This window comes from Muriventricola aceti (genome assembly GCF_025567565.1).
In the GTDB taxonomy this organism is placed as follows: Bacteria; Bacillota; Clostridia; order Oscillospirales; family Oscillospiraceae; genus Lawsonibacter; species Lawsonibacter aceti.
On sequence record NZ_JAOQKF010000018.1, the window covers coordinates 1 to 24,369 of the forward strand.

Annotated in this window: 22 protein-coding genes; 7 read left to right on the top strand and 15 right to left on the bottom strand. The window is 52.6% G+C overall.

The features are described 5' to 3' along the window. Positions 1-60: 60 nt before the first annotated feature. The 3 genes from OCV64_RS15290 to OCV64_RS15300 all read right to left on the bottom strand — a co-directional run bounded on the left by OCV64_RS15290 (position 61) and on the right by OCV64_RS15300 (position 2,889). A complete protein-coding gene (locus tag OCV64_RS15290) occupies positions 61-921 on the bottom strand; it encodes a hypothetical protein (RefSeq protein ID WP_147571170.1) in 861 nt (286 codons plus the stop codon). A 44-nt stretch (positions 922-965) separates the two neighbouring features. Beyond that, positions 966-1,892 (bottom strand): fumarylacetoacetate hydrolase family protein, encoded by a 927-nt coding sequence (locus OCV64_RS15295; protein ID WP_262670478.1) that lies wholly within the window; start codon positions 1,890-1,892, stop codon positions 966-968. Between the two features lie 61 nt (positions 1,893-1,953). Beyond that, the gene (locus tag OCV64_RS15300) at positions 1,954-2,889 is read right to left on the bottom strand and encodes a hydroxyacid dehydrogenase (protein ID WP_262670479.1); all 936 of its coding nucleotides are present in this window, start codon (positions 2,887-2,889) and stop codon (positions 1,954-1,956) included. A 714-nt stretch (positions 2,890-3,603) separates the two neighbouring features. Here OCV64_RS15300 and OCV64_RS15305 point away from each other — a divergent pair. From OCV64_RS15305 to OCV64_RS15315, 3 genes are all read left to right on the top strand, one after another. Beyond that, the gene (locus OCV64_RS15305; protein WP_147573433.1) at positions 3,604-4,971 is read left to right on the top strand and encodes a TRAP transporter large permease subunit; all 1,368 of its coding nucleotides are present in this window, start codon (positions 3,604-3,606) and stop codon (positions 4,969-4,971) included. A 13-nt stretch (positions 4,972-4,984) separates the two neighbouring features. Further along, entirely contained in the window at positions 4,985-5,221 is a 237-nt protein-coding gene (locus OCV64_RS15310; RefSeq protein ID WP_262670480.1) for a hypothetical protein, read from the top strand. A 286-nt stretch (positions 5,222-5,507) separates the two neighbouring features. Then, a complete protein-coding gene (locus OCV64_RS15315; RefSeq protein ID WP_147573431.1) occupies positions 5,508-6,461 on the top strand; it encodes a LysR family transcriptional regulator in 954 nt (317 codons plus the stop codon). Positions 6,462-6,813: 352 nt separating this feature from the next. Here OCV64_RS15315 and OCV64_RS15320 read toward each other — a convergent pair whose 3' ends face one another. From OCV64_RS15320 to OCV64_RS15335, 4 genes are read right to left on the bottom strand one after another with little or no spacing between them, the layout of a single operon-like run. Beyond that, positions 6,814-8,043 carry a UxaA family hydrolase gene (locus OCV64_RS15320; RefSeq protein WP_186853389.1) on the bottom strand — a complete coding sequence of 410 codons (1,230 nt, stop codon included), beginning with the start codon at positions 8,041-8,043 and terminating at the stop codon, positions 6,814-6,816. Positions 8,044-8,058: 15 nt separating this feature from the next. Further along, entirely contained in the window at positions 8,059-8,331 is a 273-nt protein-coding gene (locus OCV64_RS15325; protein WP_240286599.1) for a UxaA family hydrolase, read from the bottom strand. Between the two features lie 60 nt (positions 8,332-8,391). Continuing rightward, positions 8,392-9,699, bottom strand: coding sequence for a GntP family permease (locus tag OCV64_RS15330; RefSeq protein WP_240286601.1), 1,308 nt, complete (start codon positions 9,697-9,699; stop codon positions 8,392-8,394). 24 nt (positions 9,700-9,723) lie between these two features. Further along, positions 9,724-10,449 (bottom strand): N-acyl homoserine lactonase family protein, encoded by a 726-nt coding sequence (locus OCV64_RS15335; protein WP_262670481.1) that lies wholly within the window; start codon positions 10,447-10,449, stop codon positions 9,724-9,726. A gap of 254 nt (positions 10,450-10,703) precedes the next feature. Between OCV64_RS15335 and OCV64_RS15340 the strand changes: the two genes are divergently transcribed. Further along, a complete protein-coding gene (locus OCV64_RS15340) occupies positions 10,704-12,500 on the top strand; it encodes a sigma-54-dependent Fis family transcriptional regulator (protein ID WP_240286603.1) in 1,797 nt (598 codons plus the stop codon). A gap of 223 nt (positions 12,501-12,723) precedes the next feature. Here OCV64_RS15340 and OCV64_RS15345 read toward each other — a convergent pair whose 3' ends face one another. From OCV64_RS15345 to OCV64_RS15375, 7 genes are all read right to left on the bottom strand, one after another. Continuing rightward, entirely contained in the window at positions 12,724-13,416 is a 693-nt protein-coding gene (locus tag OCV64_RS15345) for an MgtC/SapB family protein (RefSeq protein ID WP_240286606.1), read from the bottom strand. A 14-nt stretch (positions 13,417-13,430) separates the two neighbouring features. Next, a complete protein-coding gene (locus OCV64_RS15350; RefSeq protein ID WP_240286607.1) occupies positions 13,431-14,141 on the bottom strand; it encodes an MgtC/SapB family protein in 711 nt (236 codons plus the stop codon). A gap of 33 nt (positions 14,142-14,174) precedes the next feature. After that, on the bottom strand, positions 14,175-14,870 hold the full coding sequence (locus OCV64_RS15355; protein ID WP_317246522.1) for an L-ribulose-5-phosphate 4-epimerase: 696 nt from the start codon (positions 14,868-14,870) through the stop codon (positions 14,175-14,177). Positions 14,871-14,982: 112 nt separating this feature from the next. Further along, positions 14,983-16,095: an extracellular solute-binding protein gene (locus OCV64_RS15360; protein ID WP_147573427.1), complete on the bottom strand. Its 1,113-nt coding sequence runs from the start codon at positions 16,093-16,095 to the stop codon at positions 14,983-14,985. Positions 16,096-16,175: 80 nt separating this feature from the next. After that, the gene (locus OCV64_RS15365) at positions 16,176-17,828 is read right to left on the bottom strand and encodes an ABC transporter permease (protein ID WP_147573426.1); all 1,653 of its coding nucleotides are present in this window, start codon (positions 17,826-17,828) and stop codon (positions 16,176-16,178) included. Between the two features lie 18 nt (positions 17,829-17,846). Next, on the bottom strand, positions 17,847-18,965 hold the full coding sequence (locus tag OCV64_RS15370) for an ABC transporter ATP-binding protein (protein ID WP_262670482.1): 1,119 nt from the start codon (positions 18,963-18,965) through the stop codon (positions 17,847-17,849). A 74-nt stretch (positions 18,966-19,039) separates the two neighbouring features. Next, complete coding sequence (locus tag OCV64_RS15375) at positions 19,040-20,293, bottom strand: sn-glycerol-1-phosphate dehydrogenase (protein ID WP_262670483.1); 1,254 nt, start codon at positions 20,291-20,293, stop codon at positions 19,040-19,042. A 220-nt stretch (positions 20,294-20,513) separates the two neighbouring features. Here OCV64_RS15375 and OCV64_RS15380 point away from each other — a divergent pair, with 220 nt between their 5' ends. Then, a complete protein-coding gene (locus OCV64_RS15380; protein ID WP_186853396.1) occupies positions 20,514-21,269 on the top strand; it encodes a DeoR/GlpR family DNA-binding transcription regulator in 756 nt (251 codons plus the stop codon). A gap of 89 nt (positions 21,270-21,358) precedes the next feature. On the opposite strand, the gene OCV64_RS15385 is transcribed toward OCV64_RS15380, so the two are convergent. Further along, positions 21,359-22,120 (bottom strand): DeoR/GlpR family DNA-binding transcription regulator, encoded by a 762-nt coding sequence (locus tag OCV64_RS15385; protein ID WP_186853397.1) that lies wholly within the window; start codon positions 22,118-22,120, stop codon positions 21,359-21,361. Between the two features lie 131 nt (positions 22,121-22,251). Here OCV64_RS15385 and OCV64_RS15390 point away from each other — a divergent pair, with 131 nt between their 5' ends. Beyond that, entirely contained in the window at positions 22,252-22,974 is a 723-nt protein-coding gene (locus OCV64_RS15390) for an HAD family hydrolase (RefSeq protein WP_240286611.1), read from the top strand. A 23-nt stretch (positions 22,975-22,997) separates the two neighbouring features. Beyond that, the gene (locus OCV64_RS15395; RefSeq protein WP_262670484.1) at positions 22,998-24,347 is read left to right on the top strand and encodes a sn-glycerol-1-phosphate dehydrogenase; all 1,350 of its coding nucleotides are present in this window, start codon (positions 22,998-23,000) and stop codon (positions 24,345-24,347) included. The last annotated feature ends 22 nt before the right edge of the window (positions 24,348-24,369 follow it).

Here is a 24,369-nt window from a genome sequence, read left to right on the forward strand (position 1 = left end):
AGGGGCGGGCCGCCCGGCCGTCGCGTGTGACGACCGAGGCGGCCCTAAAAGTCAGCGATATTACTTCTTGATGCCCCGCTTCTTCATCCAGTCAGGCAGTTGGTCAGGCTGCAGGCCATTGTAGCGGCAGCCAGGATACCGGCAATTAGAGCAGTTGCCCTTGTTGCCCTTGACAGGGGGCTCGCCCTTGATCTCCTTCTCCAAATAGTCCACCAGAGCCTTGATGTCCGCCTCATCGCCGTCCACAGCCCAGTAGTGGGCGCCCTCGTTTCCGCCGATGCCGCCGGCGCAAACTACCTTGGCCTCGCAGTTGAACATCATCTTGATGGCCTCCACCTCGGTGACGATGTCGGCGCTGGACAGGCAGTACAGGCCGGGGTCGGCACCCATGGAGATGTCGATATGGTTGGCGCCGCCCAGAGCGCGGCTGGCGGCGGGCACGCTGGGCACCATCTTCTCATAGCCCACAGGGCAGATCCACTTCAGGCCCTTGCTGGTCATATAGCCGATGAAGTTGGGCACGGTGCCGCCATTGAAGCCGGAGGTAATGATGCCCACATGGCCATCCTGGTCAAAGGCGTTGGCGCCCTTGATGATGACGGTGTCGGCGTGGTAGTCCTGAAGGGCCTCGTCGATCTTCTTATCCACAGGCTGTCCCTTATAGAATACGTTGGGGAAGCTCTTGCGGCTGGAGGGCTCAGTGACGCAGAGCATTCCATCGGTGCTGTTGCCCACCGTGCACAGTCCGGGCTCGATGGACTTATCGCCCAGCAGTTCCTGGGCGATGAAGGCGTTGGTGGTGCCGCCGGCCAGCAGCACATAGGCCTCCTTCCATGCCTTCTGGAATTCAGGCATCTGGATGACCGTCTTGGCGATCAGACGGCGGGCCTCAGCGGGAGTTAAAACAAAGGTGGCTTTCATGGGTTTCATCCTCCTTACAGAATTGGCAATACTTAAGTACAGATTCAGGCTTTCTCAGGGTGCTTCTTCAAGTCTACAACGGGGTTCACCAGGGGTTCCATCTCAAAGCCGTCGGGACCGTAGATCCGGCACTCGGCCATGTCCCCGTCGTTGATCTCAAAGGCGCGGGGGGTGCCGGTGGACAGAATGTCGCCGGCGTACCAGCCCTGGATGCTGCTGTGCAGGGACACCAGCCGGGCCGGACGGTGGGTCATGTTGCTCACCAGATTTTTGGCGTATACCTCGCCGTTGCGCACGGACTGGACCTCCAGCTTCAGCACATCGGGCACCTCATCGGGTGTGACCAGCTGGGGACCGAAGGAGAAAAAGGTGGGGAAGTTTTTCACGATACACAGGTAGCGGGGGTTGCCGCTGACATAGTCGTTGCCCTTCAGGATGGACTCCTCGGTCATGTCCAGGATGGTGGTATAGCCCACGATGGCGTCCTGCCAGTTCTCCTCGGACACATCGCGGCAGTCCTTGCCCATGATGATCCCCAGCTCCGCCTCGGCGGTAGTCTTCTGGGCTTCCTTCAGGGTAGGAAGCTTGATTTCATCGGCGGGGCCAATCAGAGTGTCAGCCATCTTAAAGAAGCTGCCGGGGAACCCGGTGGGGGCGGCAGAGCCGATGTCGCCGGCATGGTCTACATAGTTCAGCCCGATGCCGAAGATCCGCTTCGGGTTGCGGTACAGGGGAGCATAGACCACCTGGTCAGCGGGGACAAGGCCGGGGATGGACTCCAGCTCCTCCTTACCGCCGGCGTTATACCAGGCGGTCAGGCCGGGGATCTGCTGCTCCTGGATCAGGGACAGCATATCGGTCTTCCACGCGGTGCCCTTGGCCGCGTTCAGGGCGCGGATGGGAAGAATGCCGTTCTTGGCTACGATGCCGGCCATCTCCGTATCGTTCCACTTGATAGTTGCCAGTCTCATAATTATTTCCTCCTTCGTATACCTGTTAAAAATAATTGAGTTTGTTCACGTTTTAGAACTCTTATATGAGTCGTCCCACAGGCTCACGGCCAGAAAGATAAGACACAATGTTTTCTGCGGCAATCGTGGATACTCGCATGGCTGCCTCCAAGGTGGTGGGGGCATAGTGAGGAGTGACGATGACATTGTCCATTTGGAACAGAGGGCTGTCTGGGGAGGCGGGCTCCGGATCGGTGACGTCCAGGCCGGCGCCAGCTAGCTTGCCGCTCTGAAGCGCGCTGATCAATGCCGCTTCATCAACCAGAGGTCCCCGTGCGCAGTTGATAAGTAGGGCGGAGGGCTTCATGACGGACAGCCGCTCTTGATTGATGATCTTACGAGTGCCATCTACCAGGGAGCAGTGGAGGGAGACAACATCAGACCGGCAAAGCAGATCGTTTAGGTCGGAAACCAGTGTAATTCCCTCAGGAGCCTCCGTGACAAAGGGGTCATAAGCCAGCACTTCCATGCCGAATCCGTAGAGACACATTTTGGCAAAGCGTGTGCCGATTTTCCCAAGCCCTACCACGCCTACAGTCTTGCCGGAGATCTCCATGCAGGGGGAGGTGTTCTTAGCGGCAAATCCAATCTCCTTGTAAGCCTTAGAGACAGGAATGATTTTTTTAGACAGGGACATCATCAGAGCAAAGGCGTGTTCAGCGACTGACAGGCCGTTGGCATCCGGGGTAATGGTGACCGCGATCCCTGCCTTCTTGCAGTATTCCAGGTCGATGTTATCCACACCCACGCCGTGCTTGCTGACTATTTTCAGGTTTTTCCCAGTCTCCAGCAATGATTGGGGCAACTCGATGATGCGAACAAAGACAGCGTCCGCGTCAACGATTTCACGGCGGATCACATCCATATCCCGATCGGCATAGACCGCCTGATGTCCTGCTTTCGATAGAATGTCAGGCCCTACAGCGTGAACGGATTCTGTAATTAAGATTTTTCCCATGCTGATTGCTTCCTTTCCAGATTTGATTGATTTTGAGTCCCAGTCTGGCATTGCCACGGGCAGCCTGTGAACATCCTCGTTCTGCTTTTCAGCATACCTGATAGATACCGTCTTTTCCAATACTTTAATGCACATGTTTCTATAAGCGAGAACTTATAGTGTGCGGGTTTGCCGTGGCATTATAAGAGTTTACTAATATCGCCATTGGCAACTTTAAAATTGACTTTATCTCTCGTTACTGCTACCATAAAGCATGAAAATGCACAATTAAAAGCGGACAAGTTTGTGCATAATATCCATTATATAGCCTCCTGTTACCCTGCAGCATACGGGTAGAGAGGAAAACTTGCTCCGTCTTAGTACGTGTAAAGATGTTATAAAATTTATATGTCAATCTGTAAATATTGCAGATATTCAAGCCAACGACCACCCTATGGAATACTGAGGCACAGGGGCGGAGAGCCGGTCAGGCTGCGCCTGCCGGGGGTATGTTGGACTACACGTTATGATGACAGCCACTATCGACTTTGTGCTTCCAGCTGAAACCGGGATGCTGACGATACAAAACTATGGTCGGCAAGGGGACACAAAAGGCGATTGGTAGATAGAAAAAGGGGGATTGCCTATCCGCGTAAAAGTGAAACCGTAGAAGAGTAGGAAGTGTATTGCTTCCTTAACCTGAATGTACCAGTATGATAACAAGGAGGGGTTCTTTTGGAAATTGGAATTGGCGTATGGGCATTTGTGGTGTATCTGGCTGTCGTTATTGTGTGGAACGCAGTAATCAAACGGTCTATCACAGAGGCCATGTTGCTGGGCTTTCTCGTTGCGGCCGCATTTGGAGGAATCGACAATTACATTACAACGGTTGTAGAGGCATTCTGTGCGGCAGCTACTGACGAAATTTTCGTGGCCACTATGATGTTCGTCTTTATGTCGGCCATCATGACAAAAACAGGGATTATCGGTGAATTGATTGAGATTCTTAATTCCCTTGTCGGTCGTCTGCGCGGTGGCCCAGGCTATGTGGCTGTACTGGCCAGTGGAATGCTGGGTCTGGTGTCAGGCAACTCTACCGCCAACGCCGCGACTGTGGGTACCATTACTATCCCCTGGCTGGTTAAGACCGGCTGGCCCAGAGAGCTTGCCGCTACTCTGACTGCTGGAAACGCCGGCTCTGGTCAGTCTTTCCCCGCAAGTTCGGCTATGTTCCTGATGCTGGGTATGGCCGAGGTGGCTGCTCTGGTCACCATTGATACTTTCTATGTAGCCATGCTTACTGCAGGCCTTTGGTGTGTGGCCTACCGTCTGCTTGTGGTTCGCTTTTATGTCGGACGCAACCATATCCAGGCCACCCCACAGGATCAAATTCTTCCTCTGGGCGAGTCCCTGAAGAAAAATTGGCCCGCACTGATGATGTTTGTCAGCATTATTGTCCCCCTGGTTCTCACTTTGAGCCCCTTGGCTGGCGTACTGGAATCTATTCCATCCTTTGGTGAAGATGGCGTTGGTTCTATCAGCATTGTCGTCTGGGTCCCCATTCTTATGAGCATTATTGCCATCATTGAGGGCTGGAAGCGTCTGCCTCACAGCGTCAGCGGCTGGATCGGGCTGCTGAAAGAAACACAGAGCAACTTCCTTGGAGTGGGCGGTGTGTTCTTGTTCGCCATCGCCGGCAGCAGCGCTTTGTCCAGCATCGGCTTTGGCGACGATCTGAGTGCTCTGCTGGCCGCTTTGGATCTGCCCAAGGTGGTTATGGTGTTCATTGTGGGTGCTCTGGTAGCGTTGGTTGGAGGCCCTCTGGGCGGTGTAGCCACCACCATGGCTACGGGCCTTGTGGCTTTTACCGCTCTGGTGGGTGTGGGCTGCAGCCCTGTGGCCGCGCTGGCCGCCTTCCTCATTTGGATGTCCACTGAGGGCGCGTCTCCTCCCAGTTCTCCGCCGATCTTTGTCGCCTGCAGCCTAGCCGATGTGAAAGACGTAGGTAAAACCTTCTTCCCACTCGTGTTCCATTACGTTATTCCGATTACAATCCTGGGCGGACTGATTGCTCTGGGAGTCCTGCCTATTGCAAACGCTTAAGGGAGGGTAAGATATGAAGGGATTTTGTAAGCTGCTCGATGTGATATATACTGTTTGCCTGACTGCCTTTGTGTTGAGCTTAATCGCCATGCTGTTGGTTCAGGTTGTCTGCCTGTTCATCATGAACGGTCCTGCCTCTGTATGGATCTATGATTTTATCATGCCAAAAGCTGGCGTTGTGGCCGCGGTGATGGTGGTTGCAGTGGTTCTCCTCAGTTATTTGCGCCCCAATAAGAAAACGAACGATTAAATTGAAATCAATTAGCAGCGCTCCGGCATGATATGCCGGAGCGTGTTTTCATCCTGCTATCCTTTTCTGCTCTGTACAGGGTGAGGGTCCATAAAAAAATTTAATTTTGGACACATAAGAAGATATTTGGCATGAAAAATGGCTCATGAGAACAAATGCGCAGCAGATAAGTGCCTCCTTGTCAGTCAATCAACATCGTGATACAATGGTTAAAGTCATAGACATATAAGTTAATTTTTTTAGTGCCCCAAGGTATCCGCTTTGCTCTGGGAAGGAGATTTATTTTATGGTTATCAATCGAAATCCGGAATATTTTTTAACCATCGCCAGAGAAAAAAGCATATCCAGAGCGGCGGAGAAGCTGTATATTTCTCAGTCCTCTCTCAGCCAGTACATTGCGAAGCTGGAGGACGCCCTGGAAGTCAAACTCTTTGACCGATCCCGGAACCCCATTCAGCTTACTGAAGCGGGACGTATTTACCAGAGTTATTTGGAGAGCAACGACCATTTGTATCAGAAACTCCAGTCCGACCTGTGTAGTCTAAACAGCAATCGCAGTCAGGAGCTCAATATTGGCTTGGGTACTTGGCGGGGATCACTCCTCCTTCCCGAAATTCTCCCCGATTTTTTGGCACAGCATCCCCAGGCTCAGGTGACACTCTTTGAATTTCCAGTGAGCGAGCTGGCAACCCTTACGATCAACGAGCAAGTCGATTTTTCCATCATGAACACTGCTGTGATTGGGATCCCAGACACCCTGGTTCAGGAGGTCATTGCCCATGAGCGCATTTTGTTGGTGATGAACCGTTACAACGAGGCAACACAGAACTTTCTCGATCAGTGGTCGGCGGGTAGGCATCTCGATCTGCAGCCTCTCAGTAGACAACGTTTGATCTCTCTCAGCCGCAGCCTGACTGTGGGCCGGCAAGTGAACAATTTTCTAGAGCGAAACCGACTCCTTTTTCCTGACCGGCTTTATACTACCAACAACAGTACAGCTTTGGGGCTGGTGGCTAAGGGGTTGGGGTTCTGCTTTATGGTGGAGACTGGGCTGAAGGATGCTATGTCTCGACCGGAATTGGTGGCTTTTGACCTGCGGTCCCAAGATTTGATGATTCCGCTCTCTCTGATCTACAAGAAAAACGGTTATCTCACTCCCTTGATTCAGGATGCCATGGACCTAGTTCGTAACTACTACTTGGATCTTTTCCAAAATAATCACCCCCTTCAGCTTACCTGAACCGTTCAGGTAAGGACTCTTTGATCCTGCTATTACCCAGGATATATGTGAGAAAATAGAGATGGAACCCAGTTGCTAAGACGGGAGAGGCATACAACTGCCTCTCCAACCTTTTAATACAACAAAAAACCACCGGCTGTGCCGGTGGTTTTAAAAATCTTTGGCTGTGTAATATTCCGGACAAGAGATGTGCTTGCCCGCGGTGAACACCCCGCGTAGTATTGATGGTGCTATGTATATTGCGGGTGCCGCAGAAAAGCACGTCTCCCTTGTAGTGGTTGAGGCTCTCCTCACTGATCTTATCCCGTAGCGCCTATGGAGCTATAAAAGGCCGCAAAACAATTTCTCCATATTACAAAGGACAACTATGGCCTGCCCAGAGCTCTTCGCGGGTCTTTCTGCGGTAGCCATGACGACGACCTACACAGAATAATTCTGTGCCACCAAACCGTTCAGCGCTGGTTAACTCACCACTTGCTACCCGGACAATCAAATCCAGCAGTTGATGGCCTACTTCATCCACAGGCCGACCTTCAGAGATGATCGAACTGGCGTCAAAGTCAAAGTTTTCTTCCATGCTGTGGAAGGTTCTGGAGTTGCCCGTGATCTTGATTACTGGGGCGATTGGGTGGCCGGTAGGATTTCCCCGGCCGGTGGTAAATGCCACAAGCTGGGCACCGCAGCCAATCATACCGGTGACTACTTCTCCATCATGACTCTCGTAATCCATTAGGAATAAACCATGTTTATCTAATTCGGGGCGGGTAGCATATTCGATGACGTCCACGATAGGCGAGGTACCAGACTTGTGTACACCGCCTAGGGCCTTTTCCACGATGCTGCTCACTCCCCCATCGAAGTTGCCACGGGAAATAAGGAAATTTCTGTTGGCAGGCAAAGTCGGATCCAGGCCGCTGCGCAGTACATCTTCAATTCCGTAGATGGCATCATAGACCTTTCTTGCCACTTCTGGGCTAACCGCCCGCCGGGCCAAATAGTCCTCGGTACCAAGCAGCTCGTTACACTCTGAAAGGATAGCACTGCCTCCAGCTGCAACCAGACGGTCCATCGCACATCCCACGGCTGGGTTGGCAGCCAAGCCGCTGGTAGCATCGGTACCTCCACATTTGGTGGCTACCATCAAGGCGGACAAGGGGCAGGGCTCTCGCTTCATCTGATCCAGCGTTGCTTTCATTTCCTTCCCGGCTTCAACGGCCCGGCGGATAGTAGCGCTGGTACCTCCCTCGTTTTGGATAATAAACATAGCCACAGGCTTTTGTGTTTCCCGAACAGCATCCAGCAACTCCTGGGGATTAAATCGTTCGCAACCTAGGCCAATAATTAATACAGCGCCTACGTTAGGATGACAGGCCATAGATTTCAAAGTCCTGGCAGTCAGCTCCAAGTCAAAGCCCACCTGAGCACAGCCTACTACATGAGGCATTGGAACGGAACCGGGAATCTGAGAAGCAATTTTTTCCACTGTAGTATTGGCGCAGAAAACAGATGGAATGATTGCCAAATAGTTTCTTACGCCCACTGTGTGGTCAGGACGACGGTATCCCATAAATGTTGTTTCCATAGTGAAGGGCCCTCCTTATTTTGTGCCACGGTCGCAGTCCATATTATGGGTATGAATCCAACTACCAGCCGGAGTATCTTCCAATAGATAGCCGATCTCCTCCCCGTATTTTATGACGGGATCACCCTTTTTCTGATCCAAAATGCTGACCTTGTGAGCAAACTCCACATCAGACAACAAAGTGACAGTTTGCCCCTGAGGAGTCTGGATAGTGTCCCCCTTGAGGGCATCCTCTAGAACCATGGCCACAGTATCAGTGGGATTGATAATAAGACTTTTTCGAAGCATAACAGCATCCCTTCTAAAAAAATACTTGTAAAGGCCGTATAGCTTGGCCAAAGCAGGACATCAGCAAACACCCATGGATCCCAAAATGATAGCCAGAATAGCACCACTGGCGGTAATAGCAATATTAACTACTGCCACATCACGATAGGAGTCTTTGTGAGTGACGCCGCATACGGCAAACATGGTCATGACCGCTCCACACCAGGGCATGGAGTCTAAGCCATTAGCGGAGATGGAGGCTACACGGTGAAGAATTTCTGGGTTGAGACCGGTGGCCAGCAGGCGCTCGGATAAGGTTTCTAGGGCAATACTCAGACCGCCGGAAGCAGAACCAGTAACTCCAGCCAGGATATTGACAGAAATAAACTCGTAGATCAGCCCATTTCCGCTGGAAAGAGTATCAATGGCGTTACAAATAATAGTAAAGGCCGCAGAGGCTTGGATTACATTGCCCATACCAACTGTAAGGGAGGTGTTCATGATAGCGGTCATGGAGTTGGCAGCGCCTTGATTGAATGTTTCACGCATACATCCCTTCAACCGAGGGAAGAACAGCAGAGTGGCCAAAAGTACGCCCAGCAATAGGCAGACCATGGTATTCCACTTCACGAAGATGATAGTACATACCACTACCAGCAAAGGGAGGATGGACAACCACACATTGGGTAAGGACATATTTTTGGTGGACTCCATAATAGCCAGATCCTTTTCGCTGGCTACAAAGTGCTCCTGATTTTTCCGGGCCTGATTGGCGCGGTGATTCATATACAAAACGCTGACAACTAAAATGTAGATAGCGACAATGCAGCCCAAGACGGGGGCGGCGGTAGGGTCAGTTCCAAAATAATTGGTAGGAATGATGTTCTGATTTTGGGGAGACCCGGGAATAGCCATGGCGGTATAGCTGAAAGCACCAGTGGCAATACAGCCAGGAAGCAGACGTTTGGGTAAGTCAGCTTCTTTAAACAAATCCACTGCAAAAGGATAGACCACAAATACCACTACAAATAGGCTGATGCCGCCATAGGTCATTACAGAAGTTGCCAGGATTACAGCCAGTACAGCATTTTGAGGGCCAATCAGTTCGGTAACAGAGCGGGCAATGGAGGCGGCCGCTCCCGAAGCCTCCATAATCTTACCAAATAGAGCGCCTAGCATAAATAGCCCAAACCACTGGGCCAGATAATTTCCAGTACCGGACAAAAAGGTATCGGTAATAGAGGTTAGGGGGTTCATCCCGGAGGTGATAGAAACAATGATAGCACAAATGGGGGCAGAAATAAAGACGCTCCAGCCCTTCATACACATATAGGCCAAAAGGACAAAGGCGAAAATAATACCGAAAATCATAACCGGAGTATTGTCCATAGAAGATACACGCTCCTTTCTCAATTACTTTACTGACAGATGGTATACGCCGTTGTCGCCGTCCATACATCCGCGCGGAAGCATAATGTCCAAAACCAATTCTTGCTCAGGAACGACTTTTCCGTCCTGAACCAGCAAATAGCCGTCGTGGCCAGGCAAAACCTTATAAGCCATCGACTTAATCTTTTTGATGCTGGCGGTGCTGGCTTGCTGATCTACATACTGGTCGGAATACTCCAATTCCAGTTCACTGCGGTTTTTCACTGCGTCGCCAGCCAGGACTACTACACCATTCGGAGTGTCAACGGCCAGACTCATGTGTCCTGGCGTGTGGCCCGGAGTCCAGATTGCTCGGATTCCAGGTAGGATTTCCTCACCATCATCTACCAGACGCACTTGACGGCAATGTTGTAAGTACAGCACGCTCTCTAATGGGGTCCACTCGTCCTTGGAGGTGGTAGCGTATTCCCATTCACTGCGCCCCACAATGATTTGGGCGTTTGGATAATAGGCTGCATTGTTCAGATGGTCATAGTGCATATGGCTGAGAAAAATAGTGTCCACAGTCTCTGGTGCGACCTCCAATCTTGCCAGAGAATTTTGGATGGTCTTAATAACCCCATGAGCCGCTGTGTCAAACAGGAGGGTGTGTCCCGGGGCACGAAGTAGTGCGCAGGTACTCAGTCCCAGCGCACCGGCACTGGACTTGCCAGGAAATACTTTGGTTAGCAAATCAATTTGGTAGTTCAAAATATCGTTCCTCCCTTGAAAAGTAATCAGACAACATCGAATCTCATGCGCAGAGATACACTCTTTGGTATATCCGTCGTTATGGACTACCACTGTATAGAGTATAGTAGCTTAGAAAAGAAAGTAACAACATGGAAAATGAGAAAAAATGACTATTTTTTAAACAAAATGAATTATTTTTTCTTTTCAAAAGTGATTCTATATGTTAAAATATCAAAAAATGTTTGAAATTTAGACAGATGGAGGGGACGGAGATGGACAAGATCAAGATTTTGGCCATTGCGCCTTATTGGGGTATGGCATCTGTTATGAAACAAGTAGGACAGAATCGCAATGATATTGAATTGACTGTAAAGCTGGGTAACTATAAGACTTGCCTTGAGGTATTACGGGAGGAGCCTGATTACCGCTATGATGCTATCGTTTCCAGAGGGGGCACAGCGGAATTGTTGCGTACAGCCGCGTCTATCCCGGTAGTGGAGATTGATGTATCAGTATATGATGTGCTGCGCTGTCTGAAGTCAGCGCAGCATTACTTAGAAAAGTTTGCGGTAGTAGGCTTTTCCGGCATCACGGAGTGCGCGGTGCAGCTTTCGGCTATGATGCAGTATGATTTTACGGTATGTACCATCACTGCTGAGAGCGACATCAAGGGGGAGCTGCAGAGATTACGGGACCAGGGAGTAGAACTGATCCTGTGTGATCGGGTGAGTATGGTCAACGCTGAAGAACTAGGTATGAACGCCATGTTTCTCTCGTCTGATGAGGCCAGCATTGCGGCCGCTTTTGATGAGGCCGTCCATGTGTGCGCAAAATATGGACACTTTCAGAAGCAGAACGCTGCGCTGCAAAAGTTACTAGGGGTGTTGGCACCCGGTACATCTCTGTTTACACCTGGCGGAAGACTAATTTTCTCCAACCTAGAGCAGCAACCGGGTTGGGTGGGCCTGGTGGAGCAGATACAAATGATGCTTCCCTGTCTGACTGTGGGAAATGAGCCCGTGCAGCGAGAATTAGAATGGAAGGGAGAGCTGCTGTTTCTGTCGGCATTTGGATTGGAGCATTGTGGACAACGATGTCTGTGTATTCAGGTGCGGCAGGCACAGACTATGCCTGTGGAGACGGGAAAGGGAGTAACCATCACGCACCGAAACGAACCCTTATTTAACGATGTATCTCGAGTGGGGTGTGCGGTGCTGGTAGGGGAGATCGGCCGAAGGATACCCGCCTATTACCAGAGTATCTGGCCCGTTCTGATCCTCGGAGAGACTGGAACGGGAAAAGACACGGTGGCCTCTATCCTATACCGGAATGGGCCCTTTCATGAGCGGATGATGGTGACAGTGGACTGCCAGGTGCTAACTCCCCGGCGATGGAAGGCGCTTCTCAGCCGGGACAGTTCGCCGTTCTTTCGCACAGGAATTACAATTTATCTACGCTCAGTGGATCGGCTGGAAAATGAAACTGCGGAGGAGCTGTTCCGTTTTATGGAGCAAAGCAATCTGTGCCAACGTAACCGTCTATTGTTTTCTGGTGTGCTGGACCGCCCTGATATAGAAGATGAATATGTGCTTACATATCTGAAAAATCATTTTTCTACTGTTGTACTGCGTCTGCCTGCCTTGCGTCAGCGCCGTCAGGATATACCGGGTATCACCGCGTTGTATATTAACCAGCTGAATATGGAGCTGGGAAAAGGAATTATTGGATTTGCCTCCGAGGCCATGGCTCTGCTCCAGCAATTTGGATTTGATGGAAATTTGGCTCAACTTAGCCGCATGATGCGCACCTTGATGCTTACTACCCCTGGTCCCTATATCCAGGCAGAAGAAGTCCGCAAGTTAATTCGTGAGGAACTTCCTCAACGCAGTCAGTTACTGCCTCGAGGCTTCGCCGCCGTCAATCTAAATCAGAGTTTGGAGGCTATCAATTACGACATCGTGCGTCTCGTATTAGAGGAAGAAGCGGGCAACCGTTGCCGGGCCGCAAAGCGGTTAGACGTGTGCCGGTCTACTGTTTGGAATATGCTTAAGCGTAACAAAGAAAGTTGACGTTATCCCTGTCCTGGTTCCACTGTTTCTTTCATTATTGTGCGGGAAAAGGTATTTGATCCGGCGCTAACAGGCAAAACCCACGCCTCACATCTGCTACGACAGCATAGCGAGGTTCCTGTGACCTTAAAAGATTGTGGGAGAGGTAACTCTTTTGCGTTACCTCTCCCACGATGTAAGACTTACTGTCCATATGGCCGGAAGCAGAGATGGGCTTTCAGGGTCACAGCTCTTCCACGGAAATAACTCCCTCTACCATGAGCACTGAGTTGAGCACACTTTCTACAGTGTGCTTTTTATTGAGCGCCAGAGTAAAGATGGCGCAGGCATTATGGCGCTCGCTGCCGGTTGAACGGGTGATTTCCATGTTTCGCACCTTCACGGCCAGATCCCGGAACAGGACTAATACCTGGTCCAGACATTGGGAATCTGTGTATTCCATGTACAGGTTGATTTCGGGGGCATGGTTTAGGATGCGGTATTCTAACTTGGAGAAAACCAACTCGGCGATCATGACAAGAATGGTGGCGAAAAGCCCCCCTTCATAAAACCCGCTGCCGATAGCCAGACCAACAATGGCAGTGGTCCAGAGGCCGGCGGCGGTGGTGAGCCCCTTGACCCGCTGACGACGGGTGACAATAATTGTGCCAGCTCCGATAAAGCCGATTCCGGCCACTACCTGGGCCCCCAAGCGGGAAATATCTGTATCATAGCCCATGTACATATAGAGATACTGGCTTGTCAGAGTAGTGATGGCGGCACCCAGGCAGATCAGAATATGGGTGCGGAAGCCGGCTGGACGGCGTTTATACTCTCGCTCGATGCCGATGACTCCACCACAGAGAGAAGCCAGCAGCATACGCAGAGCGACAGAGAGCAGGGTGACATCACGCAATTCATGAAATATGGATAACACGGCGGCTTCCCCCCTCATGTTTCTTCAATGGAATAAATGCAGTCCAGCGCCGAGATATCAGCCAGAAGCTTGGTGTGGGGCATCCGCTCCTCCAGCCGGATGGAGAGAATGGCACTGGGGCGAGCCCTCTCCTTGTCACGGTTGATGTCAACATCATAAATATGGGAGTTATGGGCTTTGATGCAGGCAATGATTTGACCAATATCATCTAGTGAGGTGAACTCCACGTAGATATTGATGTTTCGGGAGCGCTCTATGATAAAAACTTCCAGACGGGGGAGCAGCCAGACTGCAAGAAAGATCAGCAGAAATGCCAGAGCCACACACTCGTAGAAGCCAGCTCCAATGGTCAACCCCATGGAGGCCGAAGCCCACAGACCGGCGGCAGTGGTCAGGCCCTTTGCCTCCTGCTTTCCAGTGACCAGAACGGTCCCGGCACCTAAAAAGCCGATGCCGTTGATAACCTGGGCGCCGATGCGGGAAATATCGGTGCGCAGGCCATAGCGTCCTTCCCAGAGGGTGTTGAGGATATAGTGCTCGTACTGCCCCAGGATCATGGTCAGGGCGGCGCCAAGGCATACCAGCATATAGGTGCGAAAGCCAGCCGGCCGCCGTTTACGACCCCGGTTCAGACCTATCATACCACCGAGCAGCATGGCGAGCGTCAGCCTCAGCAAAACAGATACTGTATTCAGCTCTCGGAAATAGTCCAATGCTTCGATCATAGGCTCACCGCCCTTTCAAGAACAGCTCAAAGGTTAATTTTGCCCGTAGTAGGCGTTGGCCCCATGTTTCCGGAAATAGTGCTTATCCAAAAGATACTGGGGAGCTGGCTCGGCCTGGGGGGAGAACTGGGTCGTAATCAATGCCATGCGGGCTGTTTCCTCCAGGATAAGGGCATTTTCCACAGCTTTTTTGCAGTTGGCGCCCCAGGAGAAGGGACCATGCTTGCATACTAACACTCCTGGGATGGCCATGGGGTCCAATTTCCGATGGCGAAAGGTCTCTGCGATGACAAGGCCGGTATTGGCCTCATACGCTTGGTCCACCTCCTGCTTGGTCAGGTGGCGTGTGCAGGGGATGGCACCGTAAAAGGAGTCGGCATGAGTAGTTCCATAGCACGGCAGATCCAGTTCTGCCTGAGCCCGCGCCGTAGCATAAGGAGAGTGGGTGTGAACCACGGCGCCTACGCCAGCAAAGCTACGGTACAATTCTAGGTGGGTCAATAGGTCGGAGGAGGGGCGAAGCTCGCCCTCCACCACGGTTCCGGACAGATCGGTGACGACCATCTGTTCTGGACACATGGAGGAATAATCCACCCCGCTGGGCTTAATGACGACGAATTTGCCGTCCTCAGACAGAGCGGAAACATTCCCCCAGGTAAGAATAACAAGGCCATACTCTACCAGCTTCAGATTGGCGTCGCAGACCTCCCGTTTCAGTGTTTCCAGCATAAATAGATCCTCCCTGATGTATCAAGAAAGACCGGGGTGGTCAGAACACTGACCACCCCGATCCTTACAAGGTAAAACGAAGAGGTTAGCTAGGTGTTTCCCCAAAAAGGGATTAGCCCATGACCTCAGCCCACAGCTCATTCCAGTGCTCCAGAATGGCGTCCTTATTTTCAGTCAGGTAAGACACATCGCGGTCCACCCACTTGATGTCGGAGGAGGGGGCCAGCCAGGCATTCTCGGGAGCCTCATAGTTAGCGTTGGTGTAGCGCAGGGTGCCCTCCTGATAGGCGGCCAGAGCGGTCTGACCCTCGGCGGAGCAGATGAAGTCGATCATAGCCTTGGCGTTCTCGGGGTTGGGGCCGTTCTTGACCAGAGCCACGCCGAAAGCGGTGGCGGAGGTGCCCTCCTCGGGGTACTGCAGACGGATGTTGTCAGCGCCATCCTTGATCAGGGTAACAGCGCCGTCCTCGTAGGTCAGACCCACGGCGTACTCGCCCTGCTGGACGCTCTTGAAGCCAGCGGAGGAGGAGCCGGCGATGACCAGGTTGGGCATCAGCTTCTCGATGTAGGCCCAGGCCTCGTCGGAGTCCATGCCGTAGACGGCCATGATGTTGGACAGGTTGTTCCAGGCGGAGGAGGAGCTGTTGGGATCGGCGGTGACAATCTGACCCTTCAGCTTGGGATCCAGCAGGTCCTCGTAGGAGTTGATCTCCAGGCCCAGTTCGGCCTCCAGATCCTTGTTGATGCAGAAGACGACAGTGGACAGATGGTCCATGGAGTACAGGCCGTTGGGGGAGGTGTAGCCGGGCATATTCTCGGCATCATGCACGGAGACCCAGGACTCGAAGATGTCAGCGTAGCGGTCGCCGTCGGAGTCGGCCATGCCGCCCCAGACCAGGTCGCCCACGGGGTTGGATGCCTCGCCAGTCAGACGGGTGGTCAGCTCGCCGGCGGAGCCGTTGACGACCTCCACCTCAATATCGGGGTATTTCTCATTGAAGCAGGTGATTAGAGCATCCAGGTCGGGGTCGGTCATGGAGGAGTAGAGGACCAGGTCGCCGGACAGCTCAACGGGCTCCTCGGCGCTGGAGCCGGCACCAGTGCTGGTGCTGGATCCGGTGCTGGGGGTGGAGGTTCCGCCGCTCTTGTTGTCATCGCTGGAGCCACAGGCAACCAGAGACAGGGCCATGGCAGAGGCCAGGGCAAGGGCAAGTAACTTTTTCATGGTTCATTCTCCTTTTCATTCTTCTCAGAATAAGGTGTATACTTACATGCGGCAGGGCCGCAGATAAGCCGGGAAGGGGGTTAGAGACGGACGTCTTCCGACTTGGTCACAGCCAGATAGATGAGCAGGGAGATGGTGGTGATCAGCGTCAGGATGGCGGCGAAGGCGGCGGCCAGACCGTAGTTGCCTCGGCTGATGGCCACATAGGTGGACATAGTCAGGGTAATGCTCTTCTGGTTATATAGGATGATGGAGGAGGAAAGCTCCGTCACAATGGCTACCCAGCTGAGGATGGCGCCGGAGAAGATGCCGTTTGCCATCATGGGGACGGTGATTTTTACGAAGGTCTTGGCCTTGGAGGCGCCTAGGCTGATGGCTGCTTCCTCGATACTCATGGAGATCTGCATCAGCGTGGCCGTTGCTGAACGGATGGTGTAGGGCAGACGGCGGATGACCAGGGCGATGATCATGATGGTCATGGTACCGGTGAGGGCAAAGGGCTTCTTGCCAAAAGCAATCAGCAGGGCCAAGCCAATGACAGCGCCTGGCATAATGTAGGGCAGCATAGACAGAGTATCGATGGTGTTGTTCAGGGCGCTGGAGCGGCGGACCACCAGATAGGCGATGAGCACCGCAATCACGATGATGATGACCAGTGCCAGGATACCCATAACGGTGGTGTTTTTAATAGAGCGGCCCAGCAGCTTCTTGGTGGCGGCCTCGTAGTTGCCCAGAGAGAAGCCGGGCTTGAAGACTGCGCCAGAGCAGTTGCGGAAGGACAGGTAAATAATGTACAGCTGGGGCAGGAAGGCCACAGCCACCAGCACATAGCAGTACAGATGCATCAGGAAACCGGACAGGCCCTTGGCGTCCTTCTTTTCCACGGGGTGCAGGGCGTTCATGGAAAACTTGAAGCGGCTGGTGGCGAACTTCTGAATGCCGAAGACCACAGCGGTGATAATGACCGCAATCATAGCAAGGGCTGCGGCGAAGTTGAAGTTCTGGCCGCCCTCACCCAGGTACTGGTTGTAGATCAGCACGGGGAAGGTCTGGAAGCCCTCGCCCATGAGCATAGGGGTGCCGAAGTCGGCAAAGGCCTGCATGAACACCATCAGGCCGGCGGCTAGGATGGTGGGCATGGACAGAGCCAGCACGATGCGGAACAGACGGCTGACACCAGTGCAGCCCATGTTGGCGGAGGCCTCCATCAAGGTGTTGTCGATATTCTTGAATGCGCCGTTCATATAGATGAACACCAGGGGGAAGAACTTGAGCGACTGGACCAACAAGATACCTTTAAAGCCATAGATGCTTCCAATGTCAATGCCTAGACCAAGCAGGAACTGGGTAATGACGCCGGAACGGCCCAACAACATGATCCAGGAGTAGGCCCCGATGAAGGGGGCGGACATGGAGCACAAGATGGAGATGACAAACAGGGCTTTGGCGCCCTTGATCTTATAAAAGGAGTAAAAATAGGCGATAGGGATGCCCAGGATCAGGGAGACTGCGGTGACGGAGACGGTCACCAGCATACTGTTGACCATGGTGTCTGTGTAGTAGGACTTGCTGAAAAATTTGGTGAACTCCGCCAGGGAGAACTGGCCCTCGGGTGTGATGACTGACTGCTTCAGCAGACCAAACATGGGGTAGACCAGGAAGAGCAGGAAGGTGGCCAGCAGGACCAGAGAGACCACCGTCCATAGCTCAAACTTTTTCTTTTTTACTGTCATACTATGCGCCCTCCTCTGTCAGGATGCAGCGCAGTCGTTGCACACGCCGGCGAGGATATTGGCGGAGCCATCGGCGGTGAACACATTGACTTTTTCTGTGTTTAGCTGCAGCTTAATGTGAGTGCCAGGGCGGATGATGCTGTCGATAGAGGACTCCTGGATGATCTCCACTTCCTCGCCGGAATCCAAATGGACAAAATAGTGTGTGTTCAGGCCGAGGAACACACAGTCATCCACCACTCCGTCAATGCCATCCACAGTGGCATCCTGGGTGAGCAGGAATTCCTCCGGCCGGACGGACATGATCACGTCCTGGTTCTGGCGGTATTGGTCCATCACGTTCTGGATCTCGGCCCGATGCCCCTTCTGCGTAAGCAGATAGGTTCTGCCGCCCTCGACTACCAGCTTGGCGTTCATCACATTGGAGCGGCCAATAAAGGTAGATACGAACAAGTTGGCAGGCCGCTGGTAGATATTCTTGGGCGTTCCGACGTGCTGGATAACGCCATCCTTCATGACAGCGATCCGGTCGGAAACGGCCATGGCCTCCTCCTGGTCATGGGTGACGTAAACAGTAGTGATATTGACGCTGTGCTGGATGTTCTTGATGACGGTCCGCATCTCCACCCGGAGCTTGGCGTCCAGATTGGAGAGCGGCTCATCAAAAAGCAGAACGTCGGGCTGGATACACAGGGCACGAGCTAGAGCAACACGCTGCTGCTGTCCGCCAGACAGACGTTCCGGCAGGCGGTCGGCATACTGGTCAATCTGCATCAGCTTCATGAACTCGTCGGTTTTGGAGGCAATTTCAGCTTTTGGGAGCTTTTTGTTCTTCAGACCGAACTCCACGTTTTTACGCACAGTCATGTGGGGGAAGATGGCGTAGTTTTGAAACACCATGCCAATGTTGCGTTTAGCGGGATCCAGGTCATTGATGCGTCGATCGCTGAAATAGAAGTCTCCTCCCTCGATGGAGTTAAAACCGGCGATCATCCGAAGCAGGGTGGTTTTACCACAGCCAGAGGGCCCCAGCAGAGTGAAGAATTCTCCCTCCTTGATATCTAGGTTCAGGTCAGGGATTATCACATTCTCCCCGTACTTCTTTAAGGCGTGCTTGATCGAAATGGTCACACTCACAGTACATTCTCCTCTCAAATACACACATGGCCGGCAGGCGGTCTGCTTTTTGTCTGTATCTGCTTTTTTATCTTTTAATGGCGGATCATCCGCCGGACGCGCATAAAAGTGAGCCGGTTCCGGATCAGAGGGGAGGCCTCCAAAATCAGTTCCAGAGCCGCTTCAGGGACGCCCAGGTCAGACAGGGAGGCACTTGCCTTCAGGTCCGTTAAAAACTGATGGATCTGAGCGGCGGGAGGGATTTTCGCAATGATTTGCCGTATCTGAGGCCACTGCTGTATCAGCCGCTCCGGCGTTACCTGGGCCAGACAGTCATGGAGGTTTTCCTCCCGGCAGGCGGAGAAAAGCCTGGGGCCAAACACTTCCATCAGCCGCTCATCTGACACAGGGGCATAGGGCAGCGCCAGTGAGGCGATGTTCTCTATCTGGGATAGGCGCTGATATTCCTGAGCGATGAGAAGCGTGCCGACGCCAACCTTCTCTCCGTGGAGAGCGCTGCTATGAGTGCGCAGGGCCGCTGGCTCCACCTCAATGAAATGGGATACATGGTGTTCCGCTCCAGAGGCAGGGCGGGAGGTGCCAATCATCTGCATGGCAAGTCCGCTCATCAAAAGCCCGTAGACTACCGCCTCGTAAGCGGCGGAGCCGCCGCTGCGCAGGTCGCGGCATCTGGTCCAAATGCTGTCAACAGCATCCTCCATAATTTGATAGATGACTGGGCAAAGCTTTTCTCCAGTGAGGAGATGGGAGATGCGCCAATCAGTCAAAGCAATGAATTTGCCCAGCATATCGCCAATCCCGCTTGCGGTGAGCCGCCAGGGGGCGGCGGAGATCACATCAAGATCGGCCACGACAAGGAGCGGTGCCTGACAGGGTATCGTTTTTTTATATCCATGCCAAGTCATGGCCGCCACATTGGAGCAGAAACCATCGCAACTGGCGGCGGTAGGGATAGAAATGAATGGAATACCCCGCTCCGTCGAGCAATAGCGGGTGATATCGTGGACAGTACCCCCGCCAATGGCCAGCATCACTTGAATATCTGGTTCCAGACGAGCTAACACGCTGGCGGTAGAGTTCTCATCGGCATGGAGCCCAGAGGGGGATAGGATGATTTCCTGCTCCGCTCTAGGGTGTATGGAATTTGGGATGGCGCGGTAAGTATTTTCATCGTAGACCGCACAACGCTTTCCAACAACGGGAATGCTGGAAAGAATTTCCTCCAGATGGAAAAGAGCCCCTTCCTGAATGACACATATCTGGGTCGCAAGGAGGTGTTCCCCGCCGCAAGAGCAGGGGCCGCTCAAATGGTTGGCGTCTATTTTCACATTTCAGGACCTCCTGGGTATTCGAACAGAAACGAAAGGGAAACAAGACAAGCGCATTGACTTCAACATTTCCTTTTGTTAATATATAAACAAAAGGGAGGAAAATGGCTCGTGATTTGTACATATTTTATAGCCACTATAATAACTGAAGTGAGCATTTCTGTCAACAGTGTTAATATAGAACAATAAAAAATCATTTTCGCTCATGGAGAAGGGGACTATGCTGAAAGAAGAACGACATCAAAAACTACTAAAGGTCCTGGCGGAGAAGGAATTTGCCACGGTAGAGGAACTGAGCAAAAGCCTTTTGGTTAGTATGCCTACTATCCGGCGTGATCTGACTGAGCTGGCCCGCCGAAAGCTGATCATTCGCAATCACGGCGGAGCTATGCACATTCCGACGGAGAATGTGATAGCTCCGGTGGACTTCCGAAAGAGCGTCAACTACAAGAAAAAGAATCTTTTGGCCCGGGAGGCCGTAAAATTTGCTCTTAACAATATGGTGGTCTTTCTCGACGGTTCCACCACTGCTTCTTATCTGTGCGACTATTTAAAAGGGCGTCCTGATATCATTGTCATTACCAACAGCTTGACGACTGGCGCCCATTTGAAAAGCCTGGGCCTGCGAACCTACTGCCTTGGGGGCGAGGTAATCGGAAGCTCCTCCTCTGTGGGGGGGGCCATGGCCATTGAAACAGCCGCGAACTTTAATATCGACGTAATGTTCTTCTCAGCATCAGGAGTAAATGAGAAGGGAATGATCGTGGATACCTCAGAGAAAGAAACGGAGTTGAGGGCTTTCCTGCTGAAAAACGCGGCGGTCAGCGTGTTTCTATGCGATGGGAGTAAATTTGGCCACTCAGCGGTATATAATATCGCGTCTCTATCAGAGATAGACTATATGATTACCGACAGCCCGGTGCCAGAATCTTATCCTTCCCCCAAAAAGGAAATAATCTTAGTTGAGGAGAAGTGAACAGGCAGAAGGGCGGATCAAGCGCGTTTTGAGACAAAAAAGGCGGTGGAGCTGGAACACCTGTCCGGGTGATCCGCTCCGCCGCCTGTTTATGTTCCGTCCTGAGAGGCGACCAGGATGCCCCGACGGGGCAATGGGTAGGCGGGGGGGAGCGGGGAATCGGTGACCATATAGTCCACCTGATCTAAAGAAGCGACCCGAAAAATGGATCCCTTGCCAAATTTGCTCCCATCACACAAAAAGACGCTTGTGATCGGCCGGCGAAGAAGGTGGCGGCGCAGAAGCGTTTCCTCCTCAGAGGGATCAACAATGGCCCCTTTGGGCTCTACACCATAACAGGAGAAAAAAAGCATATCAATATGAAAGCGGTCCAAAGAGTCATAGGATATCTTGCCCCCGGCCGCAGTAGAACTGCCAAAAAAGCGGCCGCCAGTATAATAGGTTCGGATCCCCCTCTGTGTAAGTTGTACCGCGGCGGAAACCCCGTTTGTGAGTACAGTCAGATCCAAACTGGGACTGAAGCAGTCAATGAGATAGCCAGTGGTGGAGGAGGCGTCCAAAAAGAGAAAGGTATGTGGGCGGACTAGCTCCATGGCCCGGTGGGCGATGGCGGCTTTGGCCTTGGCGTGGATGGTCCGGCGGATGTCCAGCGGCATACTGGTCCTGTCAGCGGAGATGCGCATTGCCCCGCCATTGCCACGGATAATCAACATCTGTTCTTCCAGCTCCCTTAAGTCTCGATAGACCGTGGGGGGACTGATAAAGAAGTGGCGGCTCAGGGTATCTACGGTGACAAAGCTGTGGTCATTTAAGAAATCCAGGATGTTTAGCAACCGGTCCTTTCTCGACATAATCATTTCCTCTTGAACATTTGTGATTGTTTTTGCTTTTTTGCGCCGGTCATTGACAAAAATGCACAATAGTGTATAGTTTCAGTATAAATGAAATAACAGAAAAATGCAAGCGGCTGGGAGGAGAAAAAGTGGGGAAAAGGATCCAGATGATCGCCTTTGATATGGACGGTACGATAACGCAGCACAAATGCCCTTTAGGGGAGGAGAATAAAAAAGTGCTGGATCGTCTAGCCCAGCTCTACCGGCTGCTAATTGTGGGGGCCGGTTCAGGCTCCAGGATTTTTCGACAGATGGGCGGCTATCCCATTGATATCCTGGCCAATTACGGGATGCAGGAATGGGAATACTGTCAGGAACGAGGAGAGATGGAGGTAGTCCGGAACATATCGGTGCGCTGTGACCGGGAGTCGGTTGACCGGCGAATGGACCAGCTGCGCCGACAGTTTGGTTACATGAACTATGCGGGGGAATCGGTGGAGTACCATCCTTCTGGATGTGTCACCCTCCCACTGCTTGGAACTGAAGCGGACAGCAGGGAAAAGCTGTCCTTTGACCCGGACCGGAGCCGCCGCCGAGCCATCTACCCCTATGTGAAGGAACTGTTCTTGGACTATACAGTGTATGTGGGTGGATCCTCCTCCTTTGACTTGGCTCCCCGGCCATACAGTAAATATTATGCCTTAGACCGCTACTGTGAGGAGCGGGGGCTGTCCCATGACCAAGTGGTCTATGTGGGGGATGACTACGGCCCCGGTGGCAATGACGAGAGCATATACCGCTCTGACTTTACATTTTATACTATCGACGACTACCGCCAGCTGGGGACGGTGCTCAATGAATTTTTGAGATAAAGGCGAAAAAGGAGAATCGAGAAATGGAATTATATCATACTCCTCATGGGCTGAACGACTATTTGAATCGGACATTTACCTGTCCCTGTGGAAAGACCCACAGCGCTCCCTTAAAGTATGTAAGTGTGAGGAAGGATGCCCTTTCGGACCTGCCGAAATTTGTAAAGGAATTGGGGTTCCACAGTCTTTATCTGGTCAGTGACCACATCACCTATGGGATCGCTGGCCAAAAATGCATGGATATCCTGGCTCAGGCGGGTATCCGGGCTGAGATCATCCAACTGACCCATTTGGAGTTTGACGAGGCTACCCTGGGGGAGTTGGTCATTCATATGCCCCAGGACTGTGACCTGGTGGTGGCCGTAGGCACCGGAACCATTAACGATATGACCCGGTATTTCAGCTTTAAGCTAGGGAGGCCCTTCTTTACTGTTGCCACAGCGGCCCCTATGGATGGATTCGCGTCCAGCATAGCGGCCATCCATGTGAACCATCTAAAGACCACCTTCCAGGCACAGACCCCGCTTGCGGTCATTGGGGACACAGAGATTTTGAAAAATGCCCCCTATCCAATGATAGCGGCCGGACTGGGTGATCTGCTTGGAAAATGTACCTGCCTGTGTGACTGGCGGCTGTCCCATATCATTACGGGGGAGCATCAGTGTGAGCGGATCATGGAGCTGGTGGAGAACTGTGTCCAGGACCTGCTTCCGGTGGCTGGTCGGGCCAAGGAACGGGACCCAAAGGTGTTGGGAGATATCATGGAGGGGCTTGTCTTAACCGGTGTGGCTATGAGCTTGTACGGCAATTCCAGACCTGCCTCCGGCTGTGAGCACCATATGTCTCATTATTGGGAAACCATCCTGGAGCAGCGGGGCCAGCGGCCAGCCCCCCATGGAGCTCAGGTAGGCGTAGGTACTGTTCTGGTCCTGAAAGCGGTGGAACTGCTGCTGGAGCGGAAGGTGGATTTTGATGCCGCCCGCAGGGCGGCGGAGGTATATGACCCGGTCAAGTGGCGCGAGGAGATCCAGAGAGCCTACGGCCCTGCCGCCCCTGGAGTGATTGAGATGGAAGAAGAGGCGGGTAAGAATGCCTCCGCCGGCCGGCTAGCGCGCATCGATACCATGGAGCGCCGCTGGAGCGAGATCTCGGCCCTGCTTCGGACCTTACCCACTTCCGACTATGTGGCGGACCTGCTGTCCGGCTTGGGGGCGCCCTGCCGGCCGGAGGGAATTGGCATCGACCAGAAGCTGTTGAAGGATACATTCCTCTACTGCAAAGAAATAAGGGCTAGATATACGATTCTTCAGATGATGTGGGATCTGGACCTGTTGGACTCTATCTCTGATCAGGTGATCGAAGAGATCGGGTGAGCAGGGAATAGAAGGGCACACA